The following is an 18,818-nucleotide window of genomic DNA, read 5'->3' as shown; positions in this document are numbered from 1 at the left end:
CGGACGGATCGCGTTCGGACGGATCAGGTGATGAGCAGGCCGGTGCCCCAGCCTGTCGCGGGCTCGATCTCAGCGGCGAGGGCAGCTAGGCCGACCCCGGCAGCGCCTTCGAGGAAGCCGGGGCCTTCGGGAACGGCCTGGGCGCAGGCGCGGTGCAGCATCTCGGTGGCCAGCGCGCGGAGTCGGGAAGCGGCCGGCTCCGGTGTGTCGATGGCGGTATGAGCGGTGATCCGGGCGAGTCCGGCGTAGCCGTGGCACAGCGAAGCGTCGCTGATCAACGCATCCTGTTCCGGGTCGGTCACCGCACTGATCACGGCTTCCTCGGCGATCTGGCGGCGATCGGCGTCGTCGAGGGCCAGGGCGGCGAGGTGCAGGGTGCGGGCGATGCCCGCTGTTCCGTAGCACCAGCTCGGGCGTCGGCTGGCCCCGCTGTGCCGCACGTACATCGGCGTCGAACGCGCCTCGTCTCGGGTGACCATGTAGGGCCACCGGTGCCCGCTCGGAGTGCTTATGCGCCAGGAGTCCAGCCACGCGCAGATCGTCGCGACGGCCTGGCGCTGCCCGTCCACGGCGATGCCCCGGCGCAGGGCCTGGGCCAGCAGTGCCAGCGGGCCGCCGATGCCGTGTGCTACGCCGAAGTTGCCGTGGCCTCCGGGGAACTCGTCGTCCTCGTGGCCGGTGGGACCGGTGAGGGTCCACCACCCCGGCAGGGCCTCTCCTTCGACCATCACCGGTTGGGTGAGCCGCACGAGGGCGCCCAGAACGGCCGGCAGGGCGGTGCCGTCGGGGTCGTGGTGCAGCAGATGGGCACCGAGACCAGCGAGGCCCCGAATCGTGTCGAACTCGGCCATCTGCGGCAACATCCCGACGACGTCCATGCGCTCGTGGGCCTTGTCGACGCGGTTGTGGGCGTCGGCGGCGATCTGCCGGGTCAAGGGCGTGAGGGCGGACTGGTACGTGCCGGGACGGACTGTGGCGGCTCCCGCGAGGGCGCGCGCGACTGCCGGCGCGCCGTAGAACAAGCCGGTGCTCGCTCCGGCGGTGATCGGCTTGCTGGTGACGGCGGTCAGCCAGTCATGGGCGCGGTCGAACGGCCGTATCCCGGCGGCTGCCAGCTCGATGTGCAGCAGTGCCACACCAGGAGCGCCGTGGGCGAGGGATTGGTGCCACCACGGCTCGTCCGTGGGCAGGTGGGGGGCGTCCGGCCGGGCGAGGCGATCGGCGATCCCCGTCGCGTACTCGACCGCGGCATCCGAGGCGAGGTCGGCGTTCATCGCGGTCCTCCGGTGCGGGCGGCGAAGGTCAGGGCCGCGGTCCGGGCCAGGTAAAGGCACACCGCCTTGTCGTCGGGCTCGATGCCGTAGGCCCGCAGGAAGTGCGTGTGCAGCAACGAGCCCAAGGCGGCGTCCGGGTCGACGCCCTCGGCCTCAGCCCCGGACAGGTGCGCTCGGTAGGCAGCTACGGTCTGGGCGCGCTCGGCCCATGTCGCGACGACCGAAGCCGCACCCGGCGTGCTGCGCAAGGCGCGGAAATTCTCGGAGGGGTCGGCGAGGCATTGTGCCTCGGTGAACACCGGCCGGGGCACGACGGTAGGAGGTTTGGCCGGGACATGGTCGACCAGCCACCGCATCCCGGCCTCGGTCCCTCCCATGAAGGCGACGGCGATGGCGGCGAAGTTCGCCGCGGCCAGAGCATGGTCGTGCGGTCGCGCGGGCCAGGCGAGCTCGGCGAGCACGGCGCGGGAGTCAGCCGTGAAGAACGCCTCGACGGCTGATAGTGCCGCACCTGAGCCCCAGCGGCCGGTCTCCGGGTAGGAGGTCGCGAAAGCGATGTCGCGCAGCAGGCCGAGGCGGCGGAGCCGGTCGGCCCAGGCGCTGACCCGGCCGGCCGCCTCGCCGAACACCACTGGCTCAGTGCTGAGGAGACTGATCCGCAAGCGCAGGTAGTGCTCGTTGCCCTCGCGGAATCGCAGAAACCACCACCGCGGTTGGGCATCGCCCCACTCCGCCAGCAGTGCGGGCAGGTGCTTGGCGAGCACGGTGTTGTGACGTTGCGGGTCGCCGTAGAGCTTGGCGAACAGCATGGGGGAACCACCCGGCGACAGCCCGTGCTCACCTGGCCGGACGATCCGCTGGGGCGTCGGGCGCGGTGGCCGCGTCGTGGCCTGCGGCTGACAGCTGGCCATGGGCACGACGACGTCGTGAGCACGGCCATCGAGCCATCCGGCGGCGTCCTCAGCGGGTCCTTCCTCCAGCACCGCGTGGGGGTGGGTACCGAGGTGCTCGCGCAGCAGGACCCGGTGTGCGTCCTCGACGAGATCGAGCGGCAACCGCCAGTCCCCGTCGACCAGGAACACCGCCTGCGGGAGGCGGCGGCGGGTGCGCCACTCGGCCAGGGCGCTGTCCCAGGTCGCCCAGCTGGAGGTCCGGTCGGGAAGGTCGGCTGCGGCCAACCGCCACCGGGCCGGGGACAGCACGATGCGGCCGAAGCGCAGCCGAGGAAGAAACGGCAACGTGGCCGCCGTGCCCCAGTCGAAGTCGGTGACCTCCGCGCAGTGTGCGCGGGTCAGTTCGACCAGGAGGCGGGCCAGCGGCGGAGTGTGTTTGCGTAGGTTGAGTGCGTGCAAGCCCCACGCTTCGACCCTCGCGCCGAGGGCGGGTGCGGTCAGATACAGGCGGTCGCTGTCGCAACTGACCGCCAAGTCCGCCGCCGTGAGGACCGCCGTTGACGCGGCGGTGTCGCGGTGTTCGGCGAGGCTGACGATGGTTGGCAGGACCTGGGCGCTGCGGGCGACGTGTGCGGTGGCGGGGTCCAGAGGCGGGAATGACAACTGGGCCTGGATTACCCCGTCAGACGCGGGCGGGGCGAGCGGCGTGATCAGCATTCGGCGGTCGTGTTCGTCGAACAGGTGCAGGAAACGGCCGCTGACGACGCCGGCCGATCGCGAGACTGAGGTAACGACGAGCTGGAAGTTGCCCTGCTTCAGGGCTTGCAGGCTCGGGGAGTCGACACGGGCGCACAACTCGAGGTGCGAGGGCAGCCGCATCGAGTGCACAGGCGCCAGCTCCAGCTCGGCGATCAACCTCTCGCCGAGGACGACCTCTTGCTGACCGTCCAACGCGGCGGCCTGGGCCAACGCCAGCAGCCGTTCGTCCCGAGGCGTCTGCTGGGGTCGTGTGACCACTCCGCTGGTGCCGGGGTAGCCGTCAGGCCAGCCGATCCCGCTGTCGGCAATGACCTCGAGCAGTGGCACCTGTGCGCCGGTGCCGAACCGCTGGTAGAAGCGTCGGTGGAAGTCCGCCCAGGCTGCCGTACCGCTGGCGCGGGAGGTCAGGCGCGCCAGGACCAGCGCGGCACGTTCCGCTTCGCGGGCGACTGCGCTGGGGAGCACGACGTCCAGGTCCAGCCGCAGGTCGACCGTGACTGGGCTCCGCCGTGACGGAGCCAGGCGGCTCATGGACGCGGCGGCGTCGGTCCGTAGCCTGCGCCGCGCTTCCGCTGGGCTGTTCCGATGTCGCCGCAACATGTCGTGGATGTCGTTCAGCGTCATGCACCGCTCGGTGGCAGCCTCGCCGACCGTGGCCAGCTCGCGCACCAAGTGGCCAAGTGCGTCGGGCTCCGTGCTCGGCGCATGGAGGTTGGTGACGAGCACGCGACGAGCGACCAACGTGGCCAGCAAGCCGGTCACCGTGCTCCCGGCGGTGCTCGGGAACTCGGCCTGTACCTGCTCGCGCATGTCATCGAAAGGAATCGGTGTCCGCGCAGCTCGCACGGCCGCGCGCACCGGGCCGGTGTAGCGAAGTTCGACTTCGACTGCGCCGGTGCCTCGATGGTTGACGGTCGGCTGGTACGGAACCACAAGCCGCTCACCGCGCACCATCAACGTGGAGTTCGCGACGAGGACCAAGCGCTCCAGGATCTCGGCCTGACCTTCCAACCGTCGGATGACCTCGGCCAGCCACCCGGCGTCGGCCGCAGCGTCCGCGCGATGATCATCACCCCAACGCTGAGAGGGATCCGCGTCGAACCGCGCGGCGGTGACCCCGGCGAACAAGCCGTTGGGAGTCGGACGGCCGGTCAACCGTGCCAGGTACCGCAGAACGGACAGCACCACGCGCCGGGATTCGCGCTCGCTGGCAACCTGAGCGCCACACAGGTTGTGGACGCGGTCAGCAAGGACAGGGCTGGCCAGGCCGATGGCGTCACGGACGGCTTCGACCTCCCACACTTCGCGCAGCCAGTCCACCCACGCGGTGACGGCGTCGGCCCCGGTCGCGGTCAGCGTCGGCCACGGCGGAAGTTTCAGCTCGCCCTCTGCAACAGCCCGGACCAACAGGCCACCCGCGGCTCGAAAGCCGACGCGGTCGGGCAAGGCCGTGGACACGGGACACCTCTCCAAAGCGACGGATGGAAACCGGACGCCCGCCCAAGAAGCCCCTGGCGGGCGTCCGGTCGCTCGTGACAATCAGGCGGCGCTGATGCAGGTCGACTTCTCGCACGTCGTCCCGCAGCCGTCATCCGTCATGTTGATCAGATGCGCCGGGTCCACCACCTCGACCAGCGTGATGTCGAGGTCGAACTCCGAGCCCATCTCGACCTCCGCGGCGGGCGTGGCCACCGTGGTCGGCGACCACTCCATCTGAACCGTCACAGATCCTCCTTCGTGGGTTTTACGCTCCGAGTCCCGGCGAGTCGGCCGTGACTTCGCCCGCCAGGCGGACCAGCCCGGAACTCGACCGAGGTACCGAGCGCTCCCGCCAGCACACCCGCGAGCGGAATTCCATCGAAGTGGAGGGCAGTCCTACCACCACACACCCCTCGACGGCACGTCCCGGTGAAAGACGCTTCCGGATACTCGGGCTGCGCCGAAGCGGAAGCTCGCCCGGACCGCAGCGATATCAGTCAAACCCCTGGTGATCAACGATAGCCAGAGCGCCGACGCGGCGTCGATGAGGCGGCAATGAGGCGTCATCACCTCTGACCTGCATAAACGCCTTTTCAGAGGCGGTAGTCCGAACGGGTACAGCTCGCCGAGCGGGTGATCAGCCTTGACCCGTAGCTGGCTATCGTGGCAGGTGACCGACGGGGTGAGGTGGTGTTCATGAGTGACCGACGAGATGCCTTCGCCGCGCGGCGTGAGCAGATGGGCTACACCCAGGAGAGCTTCGGCGCGGCGGTGGGCGTGGAGTTCTCCACGGTCGGACGCTGGGAACGCGGCACCCTGACCCCGCAGCCGTACCGTCGACCGTGTTTGGCTAAGACCCTCGATGTGAGCCTCGACCAGTTGGATGCGTTGCTCACGCCGAACCGGCAAGCTTCTACCGTTGCCACTGAACCAGCCGACCCTGCGGAGGCCGACGACATGAACCGTCGTGACCTGCTGCGCTTGTTCAGCATGACCGGCGCGTTGCTCGCGCTGCCTGCTGGCGAGACAGTACTCGGCGACGTCGACCGGCTCGCCGCCACAGCTCACGCGGGCACGGTGGACACGGCGGGAGCAGCGGAGTTCGCCCAGCTCAACTCCCACCTGTGGCGCGTGTACGCACTGTCGCCGACCAAGGCCCAGGTGCTGCCGCTGGTCCGAGCCCAACTCGGTGTACTCAGCGACTCCTTGCGACGACCGCAGACACCGACCATCCGACAACGGCTCTGCGAGCTGACCGCCGACCTCTTCCAGTTGGCGGGGGAAATCTTCTTCGACGGCAACCGATACACCGACGCCGCTCACTGCTACACGCTTGCGGCAACAGCGAGCAAGGAGGCCGTCGCTTCCGACCTGTGGGCCTGCGCGTTGACCAGGCATGCTTTCGTCGCCGTGTACGAGCGCCGATTCGCGGATGCCGCGCCGATGCTCGACGTGGCCGCCACCATCGCACGTCGAGGCGACCCCAGCCTGTCGACCCGACACTGGGTCGCCGTGGTGCAGGCCGAGACCTTCGCCGGCCTCGGCGACTTTGACTCCTGCCAACATGCCCTCGACACCGCTGCTGAGGTCCAGCGCCTACGGGGCCAGGTGCACAACGGCGGCTGGCTCCGGTTTGATGGCTCCCGCTTGGCTGAAGAACGCGGAACCTGCTACGTCACGCTGGGCCGCCACGACCTAGCTGAAGCGGCTCTGGTCGACGCCCTGCAGGGCACCTTGACCGCCCGCCGGAAAGCAGGCGTCCTGACCGACCTGGCGATGATCGGCGTGCACCGTCGCGACCCGGACCAGGTCGTCACCTACGCCGACACCGTCCTGACTACCGCCCGCCAGACCCGCTCGGGGGTCATCGCACAGAAGCTGCGGGTCCTTCAGCCACACCTTGCTTCCTTGCTCAACGACCAACAAATCCAGCGACTCGATGCCGAGATCACCAAACTCGTCGGCAACCGCGCCGCGTGATGGAGGACGACCGAATGCACAACGACCGTGGCCGCGTGTTCCGCGAGGCGTGGATCGCCGGAGTCACCAAGCACTACCCCGGTGAGCCGAAGCCTGGCTACATCACCCCGTGGGACCAGACCCCCGACTGGGAACGCGACGCCGCGACCGCCGTGTACGACCAGGTCGTCGCCTTCATCAAGGCCACCGACGGCGCCACCACCAAACTGACCCCAGACCAGAAAGGCCGCTTTGTGGCGTTGTGCTGGATCGGCCAGATCTTCAAGCACTTCCCCGAGCCGAAGCCGTCGTACGTCGCGGACTGGAACGATTTGCCGGACTGGCAGAAGGCGACGGATATCGACATCTTCGAGCGCATCGAACGCGATGCCTGACCAGGCGACGATCGACGCTGCGGCCGTCGATGCTCGCCTTGCCGAGACCGAGTACGACGACGCTCAGGCGTGGCTACACGCACGTTCGACCGCGTTGGAGCCGCTCGCAGCCGAGGTCTGGGTCACCGACCCGGAGCACCGCCACGTGCTGCTCGTGCGGCACCGGGTGCGAGGCTGGGTACCGCCTGTTATGGCAAGTATTTGAGCCTGTCTCACCGTTCCGTGGCGTTCGTACCGCTCTGTCGCCTTTGATTCGTGCCCGCTAGGTTCTGGGAGCCGTATAGCTCTCACTGAGGGGCGAACGATGGATCACTTCTTCGTGTCGAGGGACAAGGTCCGTCGATATTTTGAGCCCGTGCCTGGTCTTGGCGTTGACGGTCTCACTGTCCTGCGGCGGAAGGGTTCGCCGCAGGATGGGACTCCGTTCTTCCTCGGACGGGATATGCGGCCGGTCGAGCCACTGTGTTCGTTCATGTTCGAAATGGCCAAGACTCACCAACCTAAGACGTTGTCCGATTACACCTACGACCTGCTCGACCTCGTCGACTTCCTGGCTCAGCTGGAACCGTCGACTGACGTCCTGTCGGCGACTGAGGAAAACCTGATCGCCTACCGCGCTGAGCGGACCGAGCTACAGGACAAGCCGAACGCGCCGGCGACCTGGAAGCGCCGACGAGCGCTGATCAACAACTTCTATGAGTGGGCGGTCGAGGCCCAGTGGCTGGACCGCAAGCCTTATCGCCGGCTGCGCAACGGCCGGGACGTCCTGGCCTGGGGTGCGGTATCGGATCTGGACATTCGCCATCTGACCCACCGGCAGTGGCGATTCCTCAAGCAGGTCGGCTTGCGGGGAATGCTTCCAGCAGACCGGGTCGACCTGTCGTTCCGAGGTTCGGCTCCGCTCAGGAACGCGGCGGCAGCGGAGCTCGCGGTGACGACAGGGATGCGCTTGAGGGAATTCACCTCGCTACTGGACATCGAGGTCGGACTCCCGCGTCGTGACTGCCTGCCGGTCGACGTACGGCTGGAGATGATCGCGAAGTACAGCCTGCCCCGCGATGTGACGATCCAGCATTCCGTGATGAAAGAGCTCGACCTTTACCGGCGCACCGAGCGGGCCGCCACGATTCGCAGGGCGGCACCGGCGTTGACCAGGCGCAGAGCCGAGCTGTTCGTCGTCACCGATATCGACGAGCGGCAGATGAAGGTCAGCGGGCGGCTGCATGGGAGACGCCGGACGTTCTCGATCGAGAAGATGACCGCGGAGCTGCGGAGAATCGCGGTGACCGAAGGGCCTTGCGGTCTGGAGCCGATGGCGTTGTTCGTCGGCCGTGGTGGCCGGATGCTCAGTAAGCAACGGTGGGAACAGATCTTCGATGATGCGCACGCCAGATCTCTTCGGATTGCAGCTGAAAACGGTGTCGATATGGTGATGCCGCGCAGGTTCAGAATCCACGATCTACGGCACACGTTCTCGGTTTACATGTTGGAGCAGCTCACCCAGTTGGTGATTGCACAGGAGACGGACCGCAGACTCAACGGTGGGCACAATGCTTACCTGGCCGACCACATCTGCCGCAATCCGCAGTTGATCTTGCAGCGGCTACTCGGACATCTGAATCCTGGGTCGACGATGAAGTATTTGCGTTACGTCCGGAACACCAACGTTCTTGTGGCCCAAGCTATTGCCGAGTGGAATGAATCAGACAAGACCTACGCGGAGTACGCGGCTCTTGCCGCGGAACGCGCGGTCCTGTGATGGCCCGCAGAGGCGAACGTGCTTCGCGCCCACGTACGATGGTGGTGCCAGAAGTGAAACCCGCCAACTCCGATAGGATCGGGGACCGGGTTATAGTCCGGGAACGGCGAGGGCGAACGGTGCGGTTGAGTATCGCCCCCTCCCTGTTCCGATGTTCCGTCCTGGTCGCGGAGCTGGCGGACGAGGCTGTGGCGTACGCCCATCGGGTCTCGCTGCGCAAGCCCGATTGCTATTTCACGGCCGTGCGGGAGCTGGGAACGTTCCTCGATGAACACTTGCCGACCGTCGGGTGCGAGCCTGCAGAGGCGCGTTTGGCCGGGATGAAAATCGATCTGATCGAAGCCCTCTTCTGCTGGGAGGCAGATCTGCGGAGGCGGCACGGGCTGCGATCAGCGGAGCCCTACCGCAAGGCCGCGGCTGTGCTGGCGCTGATCGATATGCGTGCGGAGCGCGACCCGAATGTTCCGGAGACCCTTCGTCGTCGCGCGGCGGGGCCTCCGACATACAAGCGCCGCCCCAACGCGGTCCTTGACGAATACTCCAACGAGGAACGGTTGGCACTGCAGGAGGCCGCAAGGGCCGACGTCCGGGCACTGGAGAAACGCCTCACTCGGGGGCAGCATCTGCTGAGATCCGGAGCTGACCCCCGCCGCGAAGGCTGGCATGACCTCGCCAACCTGGTCTGGGCCGCCAAGCATCGCCTTCTGACGACCACAGATCTCCTCGAGCACCTGCCCATGAATTCGTCATCGTGGTCGCAGCCGATCAAGGACGTTATCGAAGCGAACCCGCCTGGCAGGGAACGTGGAGTCTATGCCTGCTTGAAAGCGATCAACCGGTTGCTGTTCCCGTCCGAGCAGGACCTGCAGCCCTTCCGGGTACTCCTGCTGCTGGGCATGGCCGACTGCACCCCCGAGGAACTCCTCGACCTGCGTATGGCGGACCTGGAGTTCTCTGACGCGGGCGTGCGAGTGCGGCAGACCAAACTCCGCGCGAATCGCATCCGGGCTGATTTCCACCCGGACCTTCCTGATAGCAAGGCCAGCACAGGCGATGTCGCGGATCTGGATGGGGACACCGGAAGCGAGGTGTATCTTGCCGTCGGCAGGTGGGATGTCGGTGGGCTCCTACGGCGGTTGATGGAGGTCACCTGGCAGGCACGCGAATCGTTCGACTCCGAGGACGTGCTGTTCCTCGCGGTCGAAGCGGGCCGTCCCAGGACCACTATGCGGGCCAGAGTCGCCACATGGACTGAGGACCACAACGGGTTCAGCGCGTGGATCAGCTGGCATCGCAACGACGACGGCACACCCGCTATGGCGATCTCTCAGCCGCACTACGCCCGAAGGCTCCGCAAGACCGTGAAAACCGCCCGTGTGGCCGCCCTCGGCGGAACCCTCACCGATGTGGCGGCGGACGACCATCACATCGAGGTCTTCCGTCACCATTACGCCCACGGAACGACGGCGCTAACACTCGCCGGACGATCCATCAACCGCGCACAAGAACGCGTCTTCCACACGATCACGACCAAGCCGATGCTCCTCGACACTCAAGCAGAGCATCGATTGGCCGAACCCGAGGTCGCCGAGGCCGCGGGGATGACTGTGGAACACGCCGCCGCGATGCGCGCCGGGGAGTACGACATGGGCCTGACTCACTGCCGTGATCCCTACGATTCGCCATTCACCCCTGGCGGGAAGCCCTGCCACGTCGCCCCGGCGATGTGCATGATCTGCCGCAACGCCGTCGTATTCATCTCGCAGCTGCCGAGGCTGCTGCTGCTGGCAGCCCACATCGAGCGGATGCGCGACGCCCTGGACCCGATCCGCTGGACGGCAATCTGGGGGACCCAGGCCACAGCCCTGGCCGAGGTGTTCGCGGAATGCACAGCACAGCAGCTCCACGACGCCCACGAAGCGATAGGCGACCAGGGGCTGCGGCTGGACCTGCCGCTGGGTATGAGGACGGAGTATGACCGGTGAGCACGACGCCCCAGCCGACGGCAGTGACTTCCACCCTTGTTTCCGCTGATGAGGCGGTCTTCGGATCCGGCCACCCGCTCGTGGAAGGCGTCCCTATTCCCGAGTTCGGCGAGAGCAGGTCCTGGAGTTTCGGGTGTATTCGCCGTCCGAGCAACGTCCGCCCGGCGGCGTGGAAGGTCAACTTCACGGTGATCGATTCCGTCTGGAACCTGCGGATCCGGGAAATCTGCTTCAGCATGCTCAACCCCACGCACAAAGTCATTCGGGACGCGGGGATCGCTCTTGTCGCCGAGCCGGCGGCGCACAGCACGGTCCGGCAATGCGCCTACACACTGGGCAAACTCGCTGCCTGGGCGTTGGCCAACGACATGCCCGCCGACATCGCGGCCTGGCGCGAAGAAGACTGGGCCGGATTCGTGGAACACATCACCGCCAGGGCGAACGCGCTCAAACCCGACGCGACGGCGCTGAGCTGGCTCTCGACGCTCGCGCCGGTACTCACTCACGGCGGCATGGCTCAAGGGCTGTGGAACACCGATACTTTCCGGGAGATCAGGCACCGCAGCGATACTCCGTCGACGGCATCCATACCGCCATCAACGTGGTGGCCGCTTCTGCGGGCCGCATGGGCCTACATCCACGAGTTCTCGCCGCACATCCTCGACCTACGCGATCAGCTGGCGCAGCAACCAGATCCTGGCGACAGCCCTGAACGTCGACCGGCCTTCCGCACTCCGGCGGGAAACGACGAGCTGGTGGACAACTGGCTCGCGAACCCCGACAACCTCGTTCCAGTCCACAAGTACGACCACCAGACGAAGTCGGCTGGGGAGCCGATCTGGCATCATCTCGCGCTGACGATCACAGGCGGCACCAACACGGGGCTCTTCCAGACCACAAGGAAGGGAGCGGCGCAGCGCCGGCGAGACGCCGTCCTTCGAGCCGTGGAACGGGGGCAGGTACAGGCCTACTCCTGGTCAGAGATGCGGGCCCGGACCGACGTGGTCAACCATCCCGCCATTTACCTCGGCCGAAGCACAGCTGCACTCGATCAGGTTCTCGACGACTGGCTTACCAATCCCGACAACCTGATCCCAATCCGCACCAAGCAGCCACGTGCGCCGCGCTCCGACCTCGAACCTGGAACGATCATTTGGACTGCACTGGAAGCACTGATCTACGGCACCGCGGGCACAGCACCCTTTACACAGCGCTCCGTGACTAGCGCCGCGCGCAGACAGAAGGTCGAGGACGCTGCCGCGGCCGGGCGGGTACAGAAGCTCGCCGGAACCATGACGACCCGCTCACTTCCGATGCCCTGCAAGGACTTCACCTCAGTCACCCGTCAGGACGGAACCACGCGGCCGTGGCGCGGCCAGATCAGCGTCGAGGAACTCGCGGACGAAATCCGCATGGTCAGGGCGGCATGTTATGTGTTCATGGCAGGACTGACGATGATGCGGGACTCAGAGATCCAGGAAATCGAGCGCGGATCCCTCACTGCCTATTACGGAGCGCCCGCAGTCAAGTCCCGAAAGCTCAGCACGACCCGGCGCAACCGGAACTCAACTGGTGGATCAGCGCGCCGGTCGTCGAAACTCTGGCAGTTCTTGACCGGTTGTCCTGGCATCACACTCACCTGTTCGTCGCTCTCGATCCGCCCAGGGTGACCGCTCACAACGAGGACACGGTGCGCGGAATCGATGCCGCCGGCGAGATCGACTTCTTCGTCGCGGGAGTCAACGCTTCCCTCGAACGAACGGGTTTGGAAGAGATCCCGGCCGGCCGCATCCGTCCGCATATGTTCCGAAGAACCATGTCGATCATCTGCAGTCAAGAGCCCGACTCCGAGATCGCCCTCGGCCATCAACTCAAGCACCTGGCCCGTCGTACCTTGGCCAACCGAATCACCCAGGGCTACTCCCGCATGGATACCCACTGGGCCAAGGAGTTCGACAACCAGCTCGAACTCGCCGCCGCTGGGCGACTCGTCGAACTCCTCAAATCCCGCCGGTCCGGCACCGACGTCGCAGTCGGTCCCGCAGCGGCCAAGCTCCACTCCGGCCTCGACAACGTGATTGCGACGATGAACAGAGCCCCAGCTCTGCGAGCTCAACTCGCTGACGAGCAAATCGAGGTCCTGCTGTTACGGGATGAGTTTGCTGACCTGCATTTCGGCACGGTCAACCACTGTCTCTGGGACCCCGCTCAGGCGGAATGCCAGAACTCGCTACCCGAAGGGCAGCGAGGGAAAACGCCCGTCCTGGGAGCCTGCCAGCCCGCACGGTGTCGAAACTCGGCAGTAGACCAGGACAAGCACGGCCCAGTCTGGCTCGCCGAGGACGCCGATCTGACGCGCATGCTCCGCGACCCGCGGCTGGCCACACCCCGCCGCGCAGCCCTCGAGAACCGCCTGTCCGAAGTCCGGCTGATCACCGGTACCTGGCTGACCAAGGAGCGCCCCTGATGGCCGTCTCGCCCCCGACCGAGACCAAGCTCCGAGCAGCGATACAACGACTGCTCGACGGAGTTCCGATCCACACAGACGGCGCACTGACCAAAGAAAATCTGGCCCGCGAAGCGGGCGTCAGCCATGCCACCGTTCACCGTGCTGGCGAGATTCTGGCCGAGTGGGACACCCGAGTTGCCCGGCCGGTCCTGCGCTCCACCGGTGAGGTTCGTCGGGACGAGAAGATCGAGGCACTCACAGCCGCGCTACGCGCCGAAAAGCGGGCCGTCACCGAACTGCAGGGGAAGCTCGATGCGCTCGCTAGCGTGACCGCCGACCTCTACCACGAGAACCTGACGCTGAGGAAGAGGCTTGACAAACAACCTCCAGTGACCTCAATGGATACCAGAGCAGCCAGGTCCGAATCTTCACCTGTTCGTGGCATCGAGCGTGCACGAGGTCATCGGCAAACCCGCCCGCTCTAGCCTGGATCGGTGACCCCTCACGCCCCTGGTCCGGACACACTGCACGCGGCCATCGTCGACGCCGGTCTCGCGGAGTTCGAGTTCGACGACGCAAGAATGTGGCTGAAGAACGCGTGCCACGGCCCCATGGCCCCTTTTGCCGCCGACGTCTGGGCCTTTGACAGCACCTTCCAGCACATCCTTCTTGTCCGCCACCGGTGGCGGGGCTGGGTTGTCCCTGGAGGAATGGTCGAACGAGGAGAGACACCTCGACAGGCAGCGCGCCGTGAGCTGGAGGAGGAAACGGGGATGGCCGCCGACCTCCTCGAACTCCCTGCTGCGGTGACCGTCCGTTCCTACCGCTCGGATTGGACACCCACGCTCGGGCTGACCTATGCCGCCGTTGTCGACCCCTCGCTTCCCCTGAACGGCGAACGTCATCAATCCGCAGCATGGAACCCATTAGCGCAGGACTGGACAGGCGCCTTTCCCGAGGACATCACAAGAATCCGACGCTACGCCCAGGCAGGGGCATCAGCGCAGTAGTCGGGCACTCGTGGGATGCCGCCGGGGCGATAGACCATCGGCTCGTCCTGGTGGTCGGCGGCCTTTCAATCTTGTCGAGCATCGAGACGAGGCGCACCGTACGTGCTGGTCGCCGCGGGCGCTGCCCAACTCGGGTTGTCGGTGGCGGCGGTGCCGAGGTTGTCCGCGGCGTGCATGACGGTGAGATGCGACGATGACGACATGGAGGACGGCCAGAGCGAGAAGGGCGCGTCGCAGCTGCCAGATGGCCGCGGTGGGCTGACGGTGGTGGCCGGAGCCGCGGTGATGGGGGCGCTGACCGTGGCGGTGACGACGATGGTCATTCTGTCGTCCGCGACAGCTGAATGCACCGACACCTCTGGGTCGATCCTGTGGTCTTGCAGGCCTTCATCATCGGTTGCGTTGCTGCTGCCGATTGGGGGGTGGGTCGTCGCGCACCTTGTTGTGCTGGTGACGGTGCCGCGGCTCCGACGTGCCCGCGATACAGTCCTGCCGCACACAGCCCTGCTTCTGGTGTCGGTGGCGATCCTCGTGAGCAGCGGGCTCACTGTGGTCTGGGTGGTGTGGGCGTCGTGGGTGCTGTCCGCGGTTGTTGTTCTGACTGTCCCGATGGCGGGGGTCGTGGCCTTCGCGGTCGCACGGTACCGGTGGTCGGCGGCACTTGTCGCCATTCTCGCCGCGGCGGTGGTTTCAGGCGGTGTGGTCGGGCTCTATGATGTCCTGCCGCTGGCGCCGGTTCTGGTGCCGTTGCTGTCGGCGGTGACGCTGACCGTCACGATGTCGGTCTACGCACGCTGGGCCGCGGGCCGGTCTGTGTCTGTGGCGCGGCGCTAGGCTGAGCTGTGAGGCTCCGCCGGATGTTTCTGGACCAGCCTGTGAGGGTGCGCCTCGACTTTTCTGACGTTGCCCGTAGGGTGTGTCGGCCAAGGATGTTTCGTTGTTGAGGAGCCGGTCGGGTGCAGGCACGGGCGAGGATGGGCCGATTCGGGCTCGTGCTTGCTCTGCTGGTGATGCTGCTCGGGATGAGTGCGGCTCCAGCGCACAGCACCGACGGCGGGTTTGCCGGGCAGCACCCGGTGTCGGTGATTGGCGAATCCGCGTCGCCTGTGCCGTCGCCGGACAAAGGTCTTCATGACCGGCCGCACCTGTCGGAGGCGGCGCGACATGTGCTGGCCACGGCGCTACCGGAGACCTGCTGGGCTGTGGGCCCGGGCACGAACCGTGGATGCTCCCTGCAGCGATGCTCGGCCGGCAAGGTCGGCGCTGGAGGGATAGCGGCTGCGGCGTCGACACGGCAATCGTGTCGGGCGCCCCCGGTCCGCGTGAACGGAACGATCCAAGCCTGACGCTGTTCACGTCGCTGCTGCGCGCATTCTGCGACGTGACTGTGCTGCCTGGCCCCATCGAGAGCGGGCCGGTGATCCCGTAATTCTCTTAACCACTGTCCTGGGTGCGTTCAGCCCGCCATGTGCTGGGCGGATGGCGGCGTTATCCGGCTCTACCCCTGGTTCCTGGAGGACCGAAACATGTCTGTTGTCGTGCTGGCACTGTTGATCATTTCGCTCGTGGCCGCGGCCGTGCTGATGGTGGCGATGCTCGTGAAGGACAAGCCGTTTTACGGCGGTATTGGTCTCTGTGTGTTGCTCGGGCCGGGTGCGGTGCTGACGTTCTGGTACACGACCTTGTCCTGGGGTTAGACGCGGCCCGCGCGCCGTCGTCGCGGTTGGGGCGTTCAGGGCGGGCCGTGGCCGGTGTTCAGGCGTGCCCACTCGTGTGCCCAGTGGGCGTAGCGATGCTGGTCAAGTCCTGCCCGCAGGAGCCAGAAGGCGGCCGACAACGCGCCGACCACAATCAGCCAGGTAGCGATGGCGGTGGCTGCGGCATGACCGGCGGCGTCCTGCGGCGTGGCGGGTGACGACGTCACCTCGCCAGCAGTGTCAATCCAGATCGGTACCTCGCTGCCCGCGGACATCCCGGAACTGGCCGGGACAGCCCCCGTGAGCTCGATGCCCTCGGATGTGGTCCACCGGGCCTGCGCGCGCGTGCCGTTCTCACTGACTGGCCCGCGCCCAGCTCGGGGTCTCGATGGGGCGTCGGCGAGCAGGGTGGCCGTGGTTTCGTACCGGCTGGCCATCGCTTCCTCGGCGATCTGGCGGTTGTGTGCGTAGCTGCGCTGCCCGTGAGTAACGACAACGGGGATGGTCAGCAGCGACAGCAGCACAACGATCACGAGAGCAGCGGCCTCGATTCGGTCGGAGCCTCGCGCCACAGGGCTTCGCCCCGGGCGGAGACGCCGGGCGAGCCGCAACAGGTACATGGAGGTATCGGGCATGCCGGGCGACCTCCTCCGGTCCCGATCGCCGGTTGAAGCCACCTTTCAGGGTACGACTGACACGGGCATCGGACATGTTGATCACCGCTGCCCTGGGGAGATGCGTTCAGGTGACGGGAGCGACCAGGACGGGGGTGGGACTGCGCGTGAGCAGTTCTGTGGTGACACTGCCCAGCAGGAGTCGGGTGAGCCCGGTACTCCCGTGTGTGGCGGTGATCGCGAGTGTGGCCGGGCGGGACTGGAGCAGCTCGGCGATACTGGCGGCGGGATTGTCGCCGGTGAGCAGGGTGGCACTGGCCTGAACACCGTCATCGGCCAGTGCGTCGGCAGCTCGGGACAGGCCCGCTCCGAGAGCTTCCAGGTTTCCCGGGGTTTCTCTCGGAAACGCGACGTGCACGAGCTCGACCTCGGTAGCGAAGAGGCAGGCCCACGTGGTGGCGACCGCGAGGGCTGTTTCGGCACGGCCGGAGCCATCGAGACAGACCACGAGACGTTCATAACGCCGGGGCAGTCGCGAAAGCTCGTAGCCGGGACCGACCACCAGGGTCGGCGCGCGGCTGGTGCGCAGCAGATGCGCCGAGACGCTGCCGAGGACGAGGCGGTCAACCTCGTCGCGGTGTTGCGCCGACATGCAGACCAGAGTTCCGGGTTCTTCACCGGCCATGTCGGCGATCACCTCGCCCGGCCATCCGGCGCCGACGACAGCGACCTCGACCTGGTCGTAGGGCAGCTGCTCGGCGATGTCGTCGAGGTCACGGGCCCAGCGTCCGTTGACCGGGTCGTAGACCGTGACCAGCTCTATGGGGCAATCCAGCGTCTGGGCAACCCGCAGTGCGGGCAGGAGTGCCCGCTGTGCCTCGTCGGAGCCGTCCAATGGCACCAGCACACGGGAGACGGCTTGCGTATCGTCCGGCATCACAGCCTCCGACCTGCACCATTTGCCCGATTCGACCTGATGTGTTGGGTAAGGTCGTGACCGTATGTGGAAACCGGAAACCGTGGAGCTATGAGCATTCAATTACCTGCCGACTGGTGGATCCTGCTGGTTGCGGTGCTGTTGGTGGGTGGCGTTCTCGCGGCCGGATTCGCCAACCGGCTGCGGTTACCCGGTCTGTTGCTGTTCCTCGTGCTGGGCATGGTCATCGGTGACGACGGGCTCGCGTTGGTCAGTCTGTCCGACCCGCGTGTCGCCCAGATCGGGGGCACCATAGCGCTGCTGCTGATCCTGTATGAGGGTGGGCTGACCACCAAACCCGGTGATCTACGCCAGGCCGCTCTGCCCGGCTCACTGCTGGCCACCGTCGGAGTGCTCATCACCGCGGGCGTGGTGGGCGGCGGTGCGTATCTCCTGCTCGACGTGGAACCGTTGACCGCGTTCCTGATCGGCGCGGTGGTGGCCTCGACCGACGCCGCTGCGGTCTTCGCGATGTTGCGCAGGGCCCCGCTGCCGCGCAAACTGGCCTCGCTACTGGAGGTCGAATCCGGCGCGAACGACCCGATCGCGATCATGCTCACGATCGGATTGATCGAGACCTGGCGTGCCGATCCCGGAATTGGCGACTGGGTCACGTTCGCGCTGCTGCAACTGGGCGGTGGCCTCGGTGTCGGCGCACTGGCCGGCCTCGCCGGCACCTGGATGCTCATGCGCCCCAACCTCGGCCCCGAAGGCGCCTATCCGGTCCTCGCGCTCGGCGTCGCCGGACTGTCCTACGGCGCCGCCGCGGCGGTAGGCGCCTCCGGCTTCCTCGCCGTCTACGTCACGGGACTGGTGGTGGGCGCCCGGGTCCCGCTGCACCGCCGCGGGATCCGCACCTTCCACCAAGGACTGTCCAGCACCGCCGAAGTCGGGCTGTTCCTCATGCTCGGCGTGCTGGTCTTCCCCTCACAACTGCCGTCGGTCGTGGTTCCCGGACTGGCCGTGGTTTTCGTGCTTGTGTTCGTGGCCCGCCCGATCGCGGTCCTGCTTACCCTGGGTTGGCTGCGGTACCGATGGCAGGAACTGCTGTTCACCAGTTGGGTCGGACTCCGCGGCGCGGTGCCGATCGTGCTCGCCACGTTCCCCTTCGTCGCCGGCCACCCCGATGGCCAGTTCATCTTCAACATGGTCTTCTTCGTGGTCCTGGTCTCCGCGGCCGTACAGGGCGTCAGCATCAGCACCGTCGCGGGCTGGCTCGGGCTGCGTGGCGAGTCCCCTACAACAACCTCGGTGGCCGAGGATGTCCCCATCGGCGACATCAACACCGAACTCATCGAAGTCCGCGTCACCCCCGACCTACACATCGCCGGCAAACAACTCAAAGACATCACCCCACCCCACGGACTCATCACCGCCATCATGCGCGGCAAACGAACACTGATCCCCACCCCACGCACCCGGCTCCGAGACGGCGACCTCGTCATCGTCGCGATCCCCCGCCAACCCGACGCCTCCAAACTCGTCACTACCTGGGCCCGCGGAGAATAAGCGGCGATCAGGCAACGCCCACACAGGCGGCGATGGCCAGGATGATCGCAATATCGCGGG

17 protein-coding genes are annotated in these 18,818 nt (G+C 66.7%); 12 read left to right on the top strand and 5 right to left on the bottom strand.

What is annotated here, in order from left to right:
- Positions 1 to 23 precede the first annotated feature (23 nt).
- From BAY60_RS34865 to BAY60_RS34855, 3 genes are all read right to left on the bottom strand, one after another.
- Entirely contained in the window at positions 24 to 1,274 is a 1,251-nt protein-coding gene (locus BAY60_RS34865) for a lanthionine synthetase C family protein (RefSeq protein WP_091679561.1), read from the bottom strand.
- Positions 1,271 to 4,384 (bottom strand): lantibiotic dehydratase, encoded by a 3,114-nt coding sequence (locus BAY60_RS34860; RefSeq protein WP_186361385.1) that lies wholly within the window; start codon positions 4,382 to 4,384, stop codon positions 1,271 to 1,273. Before BAY60_RS34860 ends, BAY60_RS34865 begins: the two co-directional genes overlap by 4 nt.
- Positions 4,385 to 4,465: 81 nt before the next feature.
- The gene (locus BAY60_RS34855) at positions 4,466 to 4,651 is read right to left on the bottom strand and encodes an FxLD family lanthipeptide (protein WP_009151814.1); all 186 of its coding nucleotides are present in this window, start codon (positions 4,649 to 4,651) and stop codon (positions 4,466 to 4,468) included.
- A gap of 450 nt (positions 4,652 to 5,101) precedes the next feature.
- Here BAY60_RS34855 and BAY60_RS34850 point away from each other — a divergent pair, with 450 nt between their 5' ends.
- The 11 genes from BAY60_RS34850 to BAY60_RS37420 all read left to right on the top strand — a co-directional run bounded on the left by BAY60_RS34850 (position 5,102) and on the right by BAY60_RS37420 (position 15,659).
- On the top strand, positions 5,102 to 6,385 hold the full coding sequence (locus BAY60_RS34850; RefSeq protein ID WP_112276300.1) for a helix-turn-helix domain-containing protein: 1,284 nt from the start codon (positions 5,102 to 5,104) through the stop codon (positions 6,383 to 6,385).
- Positions 6,385 to 6,759, top strand: a complete 375-nt coding sequence (locus BAY60_RS34845) for a hypothetical protein (protein WP_233520190.1) — start codon at positions 6,385 to 6,387, stop codon at positions 6,757 to 6,759. Before BAY60_RS34850 ends, BAY60_RS34845 begins: the two co-directional genes overlap by 1 nt.
- Positions 6,752 to 6,964 carry a hypothetical protein gene (locus tag BAY60_RS34840; RefSeq protein ID WP_199542942.1) on the top strand — a complete coding sequence of 71 codons (213 nt, stop codon included), beginning with the start codon at positions 6,752 to 6,754 and terminating at the stop codon, positions 6,962 to 6,964. The genes BAY60_RS34845 and BAY60_RS34840 overlap by 8 nt, the downstream gene beginning before the upstream one ends.
- Positions 6,965 to 7,063: 99 nt before the next feature.
- Positions 7,064 to 8,518 carry a tyrosine-type recombinase/integrase gene (locus tag BAY60_RS34835; RefSeq protein ID WP_091679564.1) on the top strand — a complete coding sequence of 485 codons (1,455 nt, stop codon included), beginning with the start codon at positions 7,064 to 7,066 and terminating at the stop codon, positions 8,516 to 8,518.
- A gap of 125 nt (positions 8,519 to 8,643) precedes the next feature.
- Positions 8,644 to 10,503 carry a hypothetical protein gene (locus tag BAY60_RS34830; RefSeq protein WP_146770612.1) on the top strand — a complete coding sequence of 620 codons (1,860 nt, stop codon included), beginning with the start codon at positions 8,644 to 8,646 and terminating at the stop codon, positions 10,501 to 10,503.
- Complete coding sequence (locus BAY60_RS34825) at positions 10,500 to 12,173, top strand: hypothetical protein (protein ID WP_112285671.1); 1,674 nt, start codon at positions 10,500 to 10,502, stop codon at positions 12,171 to 12,173. Before BAY60_RS34830 ends, BAY60_RS34825 begins: the two co-directional genes overlap by 4 nt.
- Positions 12,170 to 12,970 carry a hypothetical protein gene (locus BAY60_RS34820; protein ID WP_146771131.1) on the top strand — a complete coding sequence of 267 codons (801 nt, stop codon included), beginning with the start codon at positions 12,170 to 12,172 and terminating at the stop codon, positions 12,968 to 12,970. The genes BAY60_RS34825 and BAY60_RS34820 overlap by 4 nt, the downstream gene beginning before the upstream one ends.
- Entirely contained in the window at positions 12,970 to 13,437 is a 468-nt protein-coding gene (locus BAY60_RS34815; protein ID WP_112276282.1) for a hypothetical protein, read from the top strand. Before BAY60_RS34820 ends, BAY60_RS34815 begins: the two co-directional genes overlap by 1 nt.
- A 9-nt stretch (positions 13,438 to 13,446) precedes the next feature.
- Positions 13,447 to 13,962, top strand: a complete 516-nt coding sequence (locus BAY60_RS34810; protein WP_091679574.1) for an NUDIX hydrolase — start codon at positions 13,447 to 13,449, stop codon at positions 13,960 to 13,962.
- A gap of 102 nt (positions 13,963 to 14,064) precedes the next feature.
- A complete protein-coding gene (locus BAY60_RS34805) occupies positions 14,065 to 14,796 on the top strand; it encodes a hypothetical protein (RefSeq protein ID WP_091679577.1) in 732 nt (243 codons plus the stop codon).
- A 692-nt stretch (positions 14,797 to 15,488) separates the two neighbouring features.
- Entirely contained in the window at positions 15,489 to 15,659 is a 171-nt protein-coding gene (locus BAY60_RS37420) for a hypothetical protein (protein WP_009151804.1), read from the top strand.
- A gap of 35 nt (positions 15,660 to 15,694) precedes the next feature.
- On the opposite strand, the gene BAY60_RS34795 is transcribed toward BAY60_RS37420, so the two are convergent.
- Positions 15,695 to 16,279: an Rv1733c family protein gene (locus BAY60_RS34795; protein WP_091679580.1), complete on the bottom strand. Its 585-nt coding sequence runs from the start codon at positions 16,277 to 16,279 to the stop codon at positions 15,695 to 15,697.
- Positions 16,280 to 16,400: 121 nt separating this feature from the next.
- The gene (locus tag BAY60_RS34790; RefSeq protein ID WP_112276275.1) at positions 16,401 to 17,210 is read right to left on the bottom strand and encodes a universal stress protein; all 810 of its coding nucleotides are present in this window, start codon (positions 17,208 to 17,210) and stop codon (positions 16,401 to 16,403) included.
- Positions 17,211 to 17,276: 66 nt separating this feature from the next.
- On the opposite strand from BAY60_RS34790, the gene BAY60_RS34785 reads away from it, so the two are divergent.
- Entirely contained in the window at positions 17,277 to 18,758 is a 1,482-nt protein-coding gene (locus BAY60_RS34785; RefSeq protein ID WP_245992959.1) for a potassium/proton antiporter, read from the top strand.
- Positions 18,759 to 18,818: the final 60 nt, after the last annotated feature.

It is taken from the genome of Prauserella muralis (assembly GCF_003202285.1).
GTDB classification, from domain to species: Bacteria; Actinomycetota; Actinomycetes; order Mycobacteriales; family Pseudonocardiaceae; genus Prauserella_B; species Prauserella_B muralis.
Note: the sequence above shows the minus strand (reverse complement) of the source record. Positions and strands in the feature narration are given on the sequence as shown.